The following is a 12,107-nucleotide window of genomic DNA, read 5'->3' as shown; positions in this document are numbered from 1 at the left end:
TCGTGTACTGTCGCCGCATGAGCACGGCGACCCTCACCCACACCGCCGCCTTGGCCCGGCTGGGCTCGGCGCTGTCGGATCCGACCCGCGCGAGCATCCTGCTGACGCTGCGGGAGGCGCCGGCGTTCCCCTCCGACCTCGCCGAGGCGCTCGGCGTCTCGCGGCAGTCGATGTCGAACCACCTCGCGTGCCTCCGCGGCTGCGGGCTGGTCGAGGCGGTCCCGGAGGGGCGTCGCACCTGGTACCGGCTGGCCGATCCGCACCTCGCGGACGCCCTCGACGACCTGCTGCGGGTCGTGCTGTACGTCGAGCCCGACTGCTGCTCCGGCGACGGGTGCACCTGCTCGTGACCGCGATCGCCGAGCCCCGCCGCGCGCTGCTGCTGCGCCGCGTCCGCCTGATCGTCGCCGTGACGATCGGCTACAACCTCGTCGAGGCGGTCGTCGCCCTCGGCGCCGGAGCTGCCGCGTCGTCGACCGCGCTGATCGGCTTCGGGCTCGACTCCGGCATCGAGGTGCTCTCGGCCGCGGCGGTCGCGTGGCAGTTCTCGCGCCGCGATCCCGAGCGCTACGAGCGGGGGACGCTGCGCGTGATCGCCGTGGCGTTCTTCGCGCTCGCCGCCTACGTGGCCGTGTCGTCGATCCTGTCGCTGGCGGGGGGCAGCGAGCCCGCGATCAGCCCGCTCGGGCTCGCGATCACCGCGCTGAGCGTGGTCGTGATGCCGTTCCTCTCGCTCGCCGAGCGGCGCGCGGGGCAGGAGCTCGGCTCCGCCACCGCGGTCGCCGACTCGAAGCAGACCCTCGTCTGCACGTGGCTGTCGGCGGCGGTCCTGATCGGGCTGGCGCTCAACGCCCTGCTCGGCTGGTGGTGGGCCGACGCCGTGGCCGGACTCGTGATCGTCGTCTTCGCGGTGCGCGAGGGGATCGAGGCGTGGCGCGGCGACGCGTGCGCCACCTCCGTCGGCATACTGCTCGAGGAGGAGGGGCACTGAGGCTCCCCAGCGTCCCCCTACCGCCGTCGGCGATGCTCGCGGCATGACCCTCTCGGTGCCCGACGCCCTCGTCCCGCTCGCGCTGCGGCTCGCCCGCGCGAACCGCACCTTCGTGACGGAGGAGGGGGCGAGGCGGCGCATCCGCGAGGCGGAGCTGCGACCCGCTCCGTACGGGCCACCGGCGCGCCTCGCCTCCGGGATCCGCGTCGATGTCGAGCACGTGGACGGCTGGCCGGTGTACACGCTGCGCCCGCGCGGCTGCGCGCTCGGAGGCGCGGTGTACGCGCACGGCGGCGGCTGGGTGAACGAGATCCATCCGCAGCACTGGCGGCTCGCGGCCCGCATCGCGGCGGACGCGTCGATCGCCGTGACCCTGCCGATCTACCCGCTCGTGCCGTTCGGCACGGCGCGCGAGGCCCGCGACGGGGTGCTCGCCCTGGTGCGTCGGAGCCTCGACCGGTACGGCCCGACCTGCCTCGCGGGCGACTCCGCGGGCGGTCAGATCGCTCTGTCGACGGCGCTCGCGCTGCGCGACGAGGGCGTGGTGCTGCCGCGGACCGTGCTGATCTCGCCCGCCCTCGATCTGTCGTGGAGCAACCCGCGCATCCCGCTCGTGCAGCCGACGGATCCGTGGCTCGGCACTCCCGGCGGGCGCGTGCTCGCGGAGCACTGGCGCGGCGACCTCGACCTGCTCGACCCGGCCGTCAGCCCGCTGTTCGGCGAGTTCGCGGGGCTGGGGCCGCTGACCGTCTTCACCGGCACCCGCGACGTGCTGAATCCCGACGTGCACCTGCTCGCCGAGAAGGCGTCCGCGGCGGGAGTGCCGTTCGAGCTGCACGAGGCCGTCGGGCAGCTGCACGTGTACCCGCTGGTGCCGACGCGGGCGGGCCACCACGCGCAGCACGACCTGATCGAGGGGCTGAGCCGCGCGGTGCGGCGGGGCGATCCGCAGAAGTGAGGCTGAGCGGCGCGATCCGGGTGCGATCCGCTCCGATCGGCAGTCCCAGCCTCAGTCGTGCGGTCCGATCGCCGGCGACGTCGAGCGTCAGCCCGGCGCCCGCACCCGGAACGTCAGCGACAGCGCCGCCGTTCAGGACGCGGTCGGCGGCACGTCCGGCCGGTGATCGCGCGGATTCTTCGGCGCTGAGAGGCCTCGCCAGAACGTGGCGTCCGAGGAATGCCGTGCGACCAGCCCGGGCAGAATCGGTGCTTCACCCGTTCCCCTGACGAGGATGTCGTCGAGCGACGCGATCGCGTCCAGCGCCGAGCGCGCATCGAACTGTCCGGCGAGGCGCTTCGCCTTCGCGCGGACGTTGTTGGGAGTAGGCCCCGCGTCGATCAACGAGTGATTCCAGATCCTGCTGTGATGGGCGCACCTGTTGCGCAGATAGACCAGAGCCCGCACGCGGTAACCGAAGCCGGACCGCGCCACCCTCAGACTCCCCGCCACTGCATCGGACAGCGATCCCGTCGCTCCGCGTTCGATGCATCTCGAGAGGGTTCCGAACGACCACGCCTCCACGGCCGACCAGACCGGGAGTTCCTCGAACCGCGAGGCTCCGGATGCTCCTGCCGGGGCGGCGTAGCGGAGGATGTGCCGTTCCCTGCTGCGCTCGATGTCACGAAGGCAGGACTCGACCGTCGGCTCCGCGGTCGCGGCATCGGTGTAGAAGCCGGATTCGAGGTACTCGCCGTACGGCCCTGAGGTCTCAGCGATCGCTCGAGCCGTATGGGTTCGGAGGAGGAGTTCTGCTCGCGCCAGGTGAGCAGTGAGCACCTCGCGGAGGAGCGCGTCGGCGTCGTAGATCGATCGGATCGACTCGAACGAGGCTCCGCGGTGGAAAGCGTCGTCACCGTCGTGAGGTGCCACCTGGAAATAGCGCAGGTAGCCGGACAAACGGTAGTAGTTCTGTGCGGTGAGGAAGTGGATGCAGCATGAACATCGGCGACGTCGAGCCCGCGGTCGCGGAGCAGTTCGACCTGCTGCTCCGGCGAGAGGCTGGGTTTGACGGTCATCCTGACGCCCTTGCGCAAAAGAAAAGGCCCCTCCCATGTGAGCATCGTGGAGAGGCTTGGAAGGGGGTCGATTGGTCGTCACGCTACCAGAGGCCCCTGGTTCCGGGGAGGGGTGGCGCGGACCGTCGTGGCTGCAGGGAGAAGCCTCCCTGAGTGGCGTCGAGCGTCAGCCCGGCGCCCGCACCCGGAACGTCAGCGACAGCGCCGCGTCCTCCAGCGGCACGCGGTACCGCTCGGGCAGCGCCGGCCCGCACGAGGCGCTGCCGACGCCCTGCTGCCGCACGTCGAGGTTCAGCAGCACGCGCCCCGAGTCGCGCAGCTCGTGCGGGTGCGCCGCCGCGGCGAGGTCCTCGCTCGACCAGCGCCGGGCGGTGAAGTCGAACAGCCCCGACACCTCGAGCGACGGCAGGCCCGCGCCCGAGAGCGCCAGCCGCCGCGTGCCCACGTGGTTGCCGTTCTCCTGCGGCACCACGTAGGGCGTCTGCAGCGCGTCGATGCTCGAGCGCCAGAGACCGAGCCGGGAGGCGCCCACGGTGTCCACGTAGGACTCCCCGGGTCCGTGGCCGCGCCAGTCCACGTCCGCGTAGCCCGGCAGCCCCATCCGCAGACCCAGGCGCGGCGGAGTGACGGACAGGTGGCCGTAGGCGGTGTCGCTCCAGTCGCCCCGGAACGAGAAGTGCGCGTCGAGGTGCACGGCGTCGCCGTCGGCCGTCCAGGTCAGCGTGCTGACCACGGCCAGCGTCCGCGTCGCCGGGCCGCTGCGCGTCACGACCGTGACGGAGTCGACGCTCGCCGTCACCTCGAGGGTGCGGTGCACGATCCGGTCGAGCCCGGCGGCGGTCCAGTCGGCGGCGAGGGCGTTCAGCACGCCCTGGCCGCGGTCGTTCTCGGTCGGGGCTCGCCACAGATCGAGGCGGGGCCCGTCGACGAGCACGCCCGCGAGCTCCAGCAGGGCGCCGGTCCGGGCGTCGAGCGAGGCGGCGCCGACCTGCAGGCGCTCGCCGACGACGACCGGGAGCGGGACTCCCCGCTCAGCGGCGGGCTCGGCGACCAGCACCGCCTGCCCCCACGCGACCTCGTGCCCGCCCGGGGCCCAGGACTCAGCGCGCGCCAGCTCCGCCGTCACCGTCAGCACCCGCTCGCCGGCCCCCTCCGGGGCATCCGGCGCCGCGATCGACACGCAGCCCCGGGCGGGCACCGGCGGCACGTCGAGCACGCCTCCCGCCACCGTCGCTCCGTCGTCCGCGATGCTCCACCGGAACAGCAGCGCGGAGGTGTCGACGACGTCCTGCCGACTGCGCACGAGGATCGCCGCGGCCGTCACCTCGATCACGACGGGAGCGTAGGCGCGCGCCAGTGAGGCGAGGCCGGGCGACGGCGTCCGATCGGGGAAGAGCAGTCCGTCGATGCAGTAGCTGCCGCCGTTGGGCGAGAAGTCGATGTCACCGCCGTGGCGGAAGCCCTCCGCGGCGCGGAAGCCGTGGTCGATCCACTCCCAGACGAAGCCGCCGACCATCCGCGACGACGACTCGAGGATCCGCTGGTACTCGTCGAGCGACCCCGGCCCGTTGCCCATCGCGTGCCCGTACTCGCAGAGCACGAACGGCAGGCGGCGGCGCCGCACGTCGTCGAACGACCCCGGGGAGACCCCCTCGGGAGTCGGCTCCCGGCGCTCCGCGATCGCCTCGAGATCGGTCAGGGACGGGTACATCACCGAGTACACGTCCGAGTCGCGGTAGCTCGGATCGCGCTCGTAGTGGATCGGCCGGGTCGCATCGAGCTCCAGCGCGACCCGCCGCAGCTCGTCGAAGGCCTCGCCGACCATGCTCTCGTTCGCGAGCGACCACATCACGATGCTCGGGCGGCTCCGGTCGCGGGCGACCATGCGCGTCACGCGGTCCACGAGCGCGTCGCGCCACCGCGGATCCGTCGGCGGGTTCCCCTCCCACCCCGCGTAGATGAAGCCGTGGGTCTCGATGTCGCACTCCTCGAGCACCCAGAGGCCGAGCTCGTCGCAGAGGCGGAGGAAGGCGGGGTGCGGCGGGTAGTGCGAGGTGCGGACGGCGTTGACGTTCGCGCGCTTCATCAGCTCGATGTCGAGGCGCATCGTGGCCTCGTCGAGCGCCCGGCCGCGGTCCGGGTCGTGCTCGTGCCGGTTGACCCCGCGCAGCCGCACCGGCACTCCGTTCACGGTGAAGACCCCGTCGCGGATCAGCACGGTGCGGAAGCCGATGCTCAGCTCGATCCGCTCGCCCGCGGCCTCCAGCGTGCCGCGGTACAGGCGCGGCGACTCCGCACTCCACGGCTCGGCCGCGACCGACACGGCCTCGCCCGCCGTCGTCTCGATCCCGAGCTCCGGCACCCGCACCACTCCGGCCACCGGCTCGCCGTCGGCGTCGAGGGCGCGCACGAGCAGGGTGCCCGTGCCGTCGTGCCAGTCGGCCGTCACGACCACGTCGTCGGCAGCGCCGTCGGGGCGCCAGAGCAGCTCGACCTCGCGGAAGATCCCGGGGAGCCACCACATGTCCTGGTCCTCGAGGTAGCTGCCGGCCGACCAGCGCTGCACCCGCACGGCGAGCAGATTCGATCCGCGGCGCAGCGACGAGGTGACGTCGAACTCGAACGGCAGGCGGCTGCCGGTCGACCAGCCGAGCTCGACTCCGTTCAGCACCGCGGCGCCGCAGGAGTCGACGCCCTGGAACCGCAGGACGGTGCGGCCGCCCTCGGGCCAATCGGCCGGGAGGTCGAAGCGGAGGCGGTGGTCGCCCGTCGGGTTCTCGTCCGGCAGATGCGGCGGATCGAGCGGGAACGGGTAGGCGGTGTTCGTGTAGAGCGGGTCGCCGTGTCCCTCGAGCACCCAGTGCGACGGGATGCGGAGCAGGTCCCAGCCGGAGTCGTCGAGGTCGACGTCCGCGAAACGCGGCCCGGTGCCCGCGGCGGTCGGCGCGAGCCGGAACCGCCACTCCCCGTCGAACCGGAGGCGGGGGGCGTCGCTCAGCACGTCCGCGCGGGGCCGGCGCCGCCCGCTTCCCGGCGCCGTCTCCTCCCAGTAGGCGCTCACGTCGTCCCCCGCCGCGAGATGCCTCTCCGGTACGCCTCCACCGGCGTGTCGTGTACCGAAGTGGCATCTCGCCGGGCACATCCCGGAGCAGGGCCCATCCGTCAGCCCTTCACCGATCCGGCCGCCAGCCCCGCCATGATCTGCTTGTTCAGGAACAGGTAGAGCACGAGCATCCCGAGGATGTTGATGCTGATCGACGCGAACAGCGGGCCGTACTGCGTCGATCCGTACTCGTCGCTGAAGTTCAGCAGCCCGACCTGCACCGTGGCGAGCTCGTCGTTCGTGGTGAAGGTCAGCGCGATCAGCAGGTCGTTCCAGACCGCGAAGAACTCGACCAGCGCGATGGTGATGATGGCGTTGCGCATCATGGGCACGCCCACGCGGAAGAACGCGGTGATCATGCTCGCGCCGTCGATCGCCGCCGCCTCGAAGATCTCGCGGGGGATCGCGCGGAAGTAGGCGGTCATCAGGAACACCGTCAGCGGCAGTCCCATCACCGTGTAGGTGATGATCAGCGGCCAGAGCGAGTTCGTCAGCCCGGTGCGGAAGTACACCGTGAACAGCGGGACCAGGATCATCTGCCCCGGGATCATGATGCCCGCGATGAACAGCAGCAGGACCGTGTTGCGGCCCTTCCACACGAGCACCTCGAGGGCGTAGGCGGCCGCGACTCCGAGCGCGATCATCAGCGCCAGCGAGGGCACCGTGACCAGGACGCTGTTGCGCAGGTTCGTCGCGAGGTCGCCCTCGGTCAGCGCCGAGACGTAGTTCGAGAAGTCGAGGCTCTCGGGCAGGGCCCAGGTCGGGTTCGCGAAGAACTCGTTCTGCGTCTTGAACGAGCCCATCACGATCCAGAAGATCGGATACGCCTCGACGACGACGAGCAGAGCGATCAGCGCGCGGCCGATCCAGCGGCGCGTGCCCCGGCCGAGGCGGCGGGCCTGACGGTGCGGACCCGCGGGGACGGAGGGGCGGACGCGGGCGGCGGGGCGCGGGAGGGTTCCGGTGGACACCTCAGGCCTCCTTCGTGTTGTCGCGGCGCGACGATCGGAAGATGAAGAGGGTGACGAGGAAGCACATGATCGTCAGCACGAGGGCGATCGTCGAGCCGTACCCGTAGTCGGAGTAGCTGAAGACGGTCCGGTACATGTAGAGCGTCAGCGGAGTGGTCGAGCTGCCCGGTCCGCCGTTGTTCAGCGCCAGGAGGGTGTCGAACACCTTGAGCGTGTTGTTGAAGCTGAAGATGACGGAGGAGAGCAGCACCGGCAGCGAGAGCGGGATGACGATCGAGCGCACGAGGCGCCACCCGGTCGCGCCGTCCAGGCGGGCCGACTCGAGCGTCTCCTCGGGGATGTCCACGAGTCCGGCGTAGAGCAGGATCGCGAAGAAGCCCATCGAGCGCCAGAGCTCCATGCCGACCGCCACGGCGAAGGTGCCCTCGGCGGTGGCGAACCAGTCGATGCCGTCGAGGCCGAAGACGCCCAGACCGGCGTTCACCGGCCCCTCCTGACTCCCGACCGCGAACATGCTCTTGAACAGCAGCGCCACGGCGACCGTCGGCAGCACGGTCGGGAAGAACACGACCGTGCGGACGAACGAGGACGAGTTCTTGAGGACGAACACGTAGAGCAGCGCGAGCGAGTAGCCCAGCACGACCTGCCCGACGGTGATCACGATCGAGTAGCGGACCGTGAACCACAGCGCCTCGAGCGCCTGCGGATCCTGGACGAAGCGCACGAAGTTGGCACCGCCCGCGAACTCGAAGCCGCCGAGCGGGTTGCCGGTGAAGAAGGTGAGTCCGAGCGACCAGAGCACCGGGACGAGCTTGATGAGCGTGTAGACGGCGAGTGCCGGTCCGAGAAGGATCAGGATCGCCTTCTTGTCACCCAGAACGCTGTTCACGGGAGTCCTTTCGACGTGCGCGCGGGGCACGCACGCGGGGGAGAAGAGGGGAGCGACCGGGGCGGGGAGGGATGAGCCCCGCCCCGGTCGCTGTCCGAGGCCGGCCCGGCGGGGCGCGGCCTCGGGTCGATCGGGCCTACTGGGCCTGGTCGAGGTCGGCCTGCAGGGCCGCCATGTAGTCCTCGGCGCTCATGCCGCCCGAGACGAGGAGCGAGACGTTGGTCTGCGCGTCCGAGGTGGTCTTGGCGTCGAAGAGCGCCTCGAACCAGAGCACGGTCTCGTCGGCCTCGTTGACGTACTCCTGCACGACGGTGGTCAGCGCGGGAACGTCGGAGACCTCCTCGTTGAGCGCGAAGCCCGAGATGACGCCCTGGTTCTGCAGCGCGCTCGAGCCGTAGTTCTCGGCGATGCACGAGAGCCAGTCGCCGACGCCGTCGGTGTAGGCCTTCGCCGACATCGCGGTCGCGGCTCCGGCGTTCGCGGGCCACTGGCTGCGGTCGCCCTCGCCGCCCTCGACGTCCGGGAACGGCAGGAATCCGACGTTCTCCTCGCCGATCCGATTCTGCGCCGGGTCGTTGAGGTTCGCGAGGAACCAGGAGCCGTTGTAGGTCATCGCGGCCTCGCCCGTGAGGAACTGCGTGTTCGCGGTGTCGGTGTCGCGGGAGGTGACTCCCTCGCCGAAGAGGCCGGCGGAGCCGAGGTCGGCGATCGCCTGCGCGCCCTCGACGTACTCGGGGTCGGTGAGCTTCGCGTCGCCGGACTGGACGTCCTTCATGGCGTCGGGGCCGATCGAGCGGAAGAGGTAGTTGCCGATCAGGCGGGTGAGGGGCCAGCCCTGGCTGCCCGCCTCGGTCAGCGGGACCACTCCGGCGCCCTTGAGTGTCTCGAGCGCGGTGACGAGCTCGTCCCAGGTCTGCGGCTCGGCGATGCCGTTCTCGCTGAGGATCTGCTTGTTGAACCAGATGCCCTCGACGTTGTACTGGAACGGGAGCGAGACCATGCCGCCGTAGACCGAGGTGATCGTGGACTTGGCGGCGGGGAGCACGTCGTCCCAGACTCCGAGCTCGGTGAGCTTCTCCTCGTAGTCGACGATGAGGTCGTTCTTGCCGAGGTCGCCGTCCGGGCGGACCTGCGCGGTGCCGGCGACGAAGGCGGTCGGCAGCGCGTCCTGGCTGGCGAGCAGGGTGATCTTCTGGACGACGTCGGCCTGGGCGACCGTCTGGTCCTCCAGCGGCATGGCCTCGTTCTCGGTGGCGCAGGCGCCCTCGGAGAGAGTGGTCAGCTCGTCGCGGATGATCGCGTTCTCGGCCGGAGTGAGGACCGAGAAGGAGCCGGCGTCGGCGGACTCGGACGAGCCCTCGCCGTCTCCGGACGCGCAGCCGGTGAGCAGCAGCACGGCGGCTCCCGTTCCGGCGATCAGACCGTGGACGACGCGGCGGGAGCCACGTTCCTGGGGGCGTGAAGTGCGGGACACATTTCCTCCTTGAAAGGTGCGGGAACGTTTGAAACGTTACAATTTGCGAGGCTAGCCACGCTGATCGACGGTGTCAAGAACGAGTGCGGAGCGATTACCTGCGCAGTGCGGGAGCGGAGCGCGCGCAGGGCGGGCGTGCTGGCCGCTCCGGATTGACACGTTTCAAAGAATCCCGCACCATGGGGTCGATGGACGGGCGGAGCAGCCCGCGCCCGCCGCTGGTGCGGCGAGGCCGAGATCGGAGAGCACGCGCATGGAACTGACGGGTCGACGAGCACTGGTCACCGGAGGCGCAGGGGCGCTCGGCCGGATCATCTGCCGGGAGCTCGCCCGCGCCGGAGCCGACGTCGTCGTCGTCGATCTCGACGGCGCGGGAGCCGAGGAGGTGGCCCGCAGCGTCCGCGAGCAGGGCCGCGCGGCGAGAGCCGTCGCCGTCGACCTCACCGACTTCGACGCGGTGCAGACGGCCCTCGGGGCGGTCATCGAGGAGGACGGCGCGATCGACGTCCTGGTCAACGGCGCGGGAGGCGGTGCCGTCTCCTTCTTCCACGAGATGACCGAGCAGACCTGGCGCACGCAGATCGAGCGCAATCTCGACACCGTCTTCGCCGTCACCCGCGCGGTGCTGCCCGCGATGCTCGAGCAGCGCTCGGGCCGGATCGTGAACATCGCCTCGGTGGCCGCCGTCGCCGGTGGCCGTCTCGTGCGCGGCGCGACCGCCTACGCGGCCGCGAAGGCCGGCGTGGTCGGGCTGACCAAGGCGCTCGCGATCGAGGTCGCCGATCAGGGAGTCACGGTCAACGCGCTCGCGCCCGGCGCCCAGCGCACCCCCGGCCGCGACAACGACACCCCGGAGCGACGCGAGGCGCTGCTCGCGCAGATCCCGTCGCGACTGCTCGGCGAGCCGGAGCACCTGGCGCAGACCATCGTGTTCCTCGCCTCGCCCGCCGCCGTCAACATCACCGGGGTGATCCTGCCGCTGGACGGCGGGCACTCGATCTGACGCCCCGATCCCAGGAGGAACGACGTGACCACTCCCGACCCCGAGCGCCTCGCGCGCGGCAAGGCCGCCTTCGACGCCGTCTACGGCGAGGGGAAGGCCGACGGCCTGATCGCGCTGCAGAGCGGCCGCGCCCAGGACCTCGCCCGCTACGGCCTCGAGTTCAACTTCGGCGACGTCAACTCGCGTCCCGGCCTGACCCTGCGCGAGCGCGAGCTGATCACGCTCGGGGTGCTGACCGCGCTCGGCGGCGTCGACGCGCAGCTGCGCGGGCACACCCGTGCGGCGATCAACACCGGCGCCACCGCGGAGGAGGTCGTCGAGGCGGTCATCCACACGGTGCAGTACGTCGGGTTCCCGCGCGCGCTGAACGCGGTGAAGGTCGTCTCCGAGGCCCTCGAGGCGCACGGCGTCGCCCTGCCGGAGCCGCTGCTGCCGGAGTGATCCGGCCGCGCGTGAGAGCATCGAGACCCGTCCGGCGCGTCGCCGGCACGACCACGACACCCGGGAGGCAGCGATGGCGAAGGTCGGCATCCGCGACGTCGCCGCCGCCGCAGGCGTCTCGATGGGCACCGTCTCGCACTTCCTGAACCACCCCGCGCGGGTGTCGGAGGAGAAGGCGCAGCGGATCCAGGCGGCCATCGAGTCGCTCGGATTCGTCCGCAACAACGCCGGGCGCCAGCTCCGCCTCGGGCAGAGCTCGACCATCGCCTACATCGCTCCGGACGTCTCGAACCCGTTCTTCGCGATGATCGCCGAGGGGGCGGAGCGCCGCGCCGCCGAGCTCGGCCTGTCGCTGTTCCTCGCGAACTCCGGCGGTGAGCGCACCCGCGAGGACGCCTACCTCGAGCTCTTCGAGGAGCACGGCGTCCGCGGCATGCTCGTCGCCTCGCACGGCGCCATCGAGGACCGGCTCGCGTCGGTCCGCTCGCGTGGCACCCCGACCGTGCTGGTCGGCCGCCGCGCCGGCTCCGACGTGCAGCCCTCGGTCTCGCTCGACGACGTCGCGGGCGGCCGCCTCGCCGCCCAGCACCTGCTCGAGCTCGGTCGCCGCCGACTCGCGTTCGTGGGCGGACCGCTGTCGATCCAGCAGGTGGGCGAGCGGCTCTCGGGCGCCAGTCGCGCCGTGGCCGAGGTGCCGGGGGCGACCCTCGAGATGATCGACGTCGAGCACCGCGTCATCGCGGAGGGCCACGAGGTCGGCGAGGCGATCGCGGCGCGCGATCCCGCCTCCCGCCCCGACGCGGTCTTCGCGGTCAACGACCTGCTGGCGATCGGCCTCGAGCAGGTCCTGGTCAGCCGCGGCATCCGCGTGCCCGAGGACATCGCCCTGATCGGCTACGACGACATCGAGTACGCCGAGGCGTCCCTCGTTCCGCTCAGCTCCGTCCGCGCGCCGCAGGAGTCGTTCGGCGCCTCCGCCGTCGACCTGCTGCAGGACGTGATCGGCGCGCCGTCGGACGGCGCCGACCGCCGCCGCGTCTTCGCCCCGGAGCTGATGGCCCGCGCGTCGACCCTCGGCCGCTGACCCGGCCCTTCTCTGCCGGTCGAGCAGCCCCGGAGCGCTTGGCCTGCCGGTCGAGCAGCCCGGAGGCCGGCCCTGCTGGTCGAGTACCCGCGCAGCGGCGTATCGAGACCCGCCGTCTCCGGGAGGGGTGGATCT

Annotated in this window: 11 protein-coding genes; 6 read left to right on the top strand and 5 right to left on the bottom strand. The window is 71.6% G+C overall.

The annotated features are described in order from the left end of the window. Positions 1 to 17 precede the first annotated feature (17 nt). Genes NB037_RS03580 through NB037_RS03570 form a run of 3 tightly spaced genes read left to right on the top strand, consistent with a single transcriptional unit; the run spans position 18 to position 1,949 of the window. Positions 18 to 350 (top strand): ArsR/SmtB family transcription factor, encoded by a 333-nt coding sequence (locus NB037_RS03580; protein WP_251943724.1) that lies wholly within the window; start codon positions 18 to 20, stop codon positions 348 to 350. Further along, positions 347 to 991, top strand: coding sequence for a cation efflux transmembrane domain-containing protein (locus tag NB037_RS03575; RefSeq protein WP_251943723.1), 645 nt, complete (start codon positions 347 to 349; stop codon positions 989 to 991). The genes NB037_RS03580 and NB037_RS03575 overlap by 4 nt, the downstream gene beginning before the upstream one ends. Before the next feature lie 43 nt (positions 992 to 1,034). Then, positions 1,035 to 1,949 carry an alpha/beta hydrolase fold domain-containing protein gene (locus NB037_RS03570; protein ID WP_251943721.1) on the top strand — a complete coding sequence of 305 codons (915 nt, stop codon included), beginning with the start codon at positions 1,035 to 1,037 and terminating at the stop codon, positions 1,947 to 1,949. 132 nt (positions 1,950 to 2,081) lie between these two features. On the opposite strand, the gene NB037_RS03565 is transcribed toward NB037_RS03570, so the two are convergent. The 5 genes from NB037_RS03565 to NB037_RS03545 all read right to left on the bottom strand — a co-directional run bounded on the left by NB037_RS03565 (position 2,082) and on the right by NB037_RS03545 (position 9,444). Continuing rightward, positions 2,082 to 2,888, bottom strand: a complete 807-nt coding sequence (locus tag NB037_RS03565) for an Abi family protein (RefSeq protein ID WP_251943719.1) — start codon at positions 2,886 to 2,888, stop codon at positions 2,082 to 2,084. Between the two features lie 285 nt (positions 2,889 to 3,173). After that, positions 3,174 to 6,068 carry a glycoside hydrolase family 2 TIM barrel-domain containing protein gene (locus tag NB037_RS03560; RefSeq protein ID WP_251943717.1) on the bottom strand — a complete coding sequence of 965 codons (2,895 nt, stop codon included), beginning with the start codon at positions 6,066 to 6,068 and terminating at the stop codon, positions 3,174 to 3,176. Positions 6,069 to 6,169: 101 nt separating this feature from the next. Next, complete coding sequence (locus NB037_RS19790) at positions 6,170 to 7,081, bottom strand: carbohydrate ABC transporter permease (protein ID WP_251943715.1); 912 nt, start codon at positions 7,079 to 7,081, stop codon at positions 6,170 to 6,172. A gap of 1 nt (position 7,082) precedes the next feature. Then, positions 7,083 to 7,970 (bottom strand): carbohydrate ABC transporter permease, encoded by an 888-nt coding sequence (locus NB037_RS03550; protein ID WP_207407013.1) that lies wholly within the window; start codon positions 7,968 to 7,970, stop codon positions 7,083 to 7,085. A 136-nt stretch (positions 7,971 to 8,106) separates the two neighbouring features. Further along, complete coding sequence (locus NB037_RS03545; RefSeq protein WP_251943713.1) at positions 8,107 to 9,444, bottom strand: ABC transporter substrate-binding protein; 1,338 nt, start codon at positions 9,442 to 9,444, stop codon at positions 8,107 to 8,109. A gap of 253 nt (positions 9,445 to 9,697) precedes the next feature. Between NB037_RS03545 and NB037_RS03540 the strand changes: the two genes are divergently transcribed. From NB037_RS03540 to NB037_RS03530, 3 genes are all read left to right on the top strand, one after another. Next, entirely contained in the window at positions 9,698 to 10,447 is a 750-nt protein-coding gene (locus NB037_RS03540) for an SDR family oxidoreductase (protein WP_251943711.1), read from the top strand. Positions 10,448 to 10,471: 24 nt separating this feature from the next. After that, positions 10,472 to 10,888: a carboxymuconolactone decarboxylase family protein gene (locus NB037_RS03535; RefSeq protein WP_207407299.1), complete on the top strand. Its 417-nt coding sequence runs from the start codon at positions 10,472 to 10,474 to the stop codon at positions 10,886 to 10,888. A 73-nt stretch (positions 10,889 to 10,961) separates the two neighbouring features. Beyond that, complete coding sequence (locus NB037_RS03530) at positions 10,962 to 11,972, top strand: LacI family DNA-binding transcriptional regulator (RefSeq protein ID WP_251943709.1); 1,011 nt, start codon at positions 10,962 to 10,964, stop codon at positions 11,970 to 11,972. Positions 11,973 to 12,107: the final 135 nt, after the last annotated feature.

The sequence above is a fragment of the Rathayibacter rubneri genome, assembly GCF_023743255.1.
In the GTDB taxonomy this organism is placed as follows: domain Bacteria; phylum Actinomycetota; class Actinomycetes; order Actinomycetales; family Microbacteriaceae; genus Rathayibacter; species Rathayibacter rubneri.
Note: the sequence above shows the minus strand (reverse complement) of the source record. Positions and strands in the feature narration are given on the sequence as shown.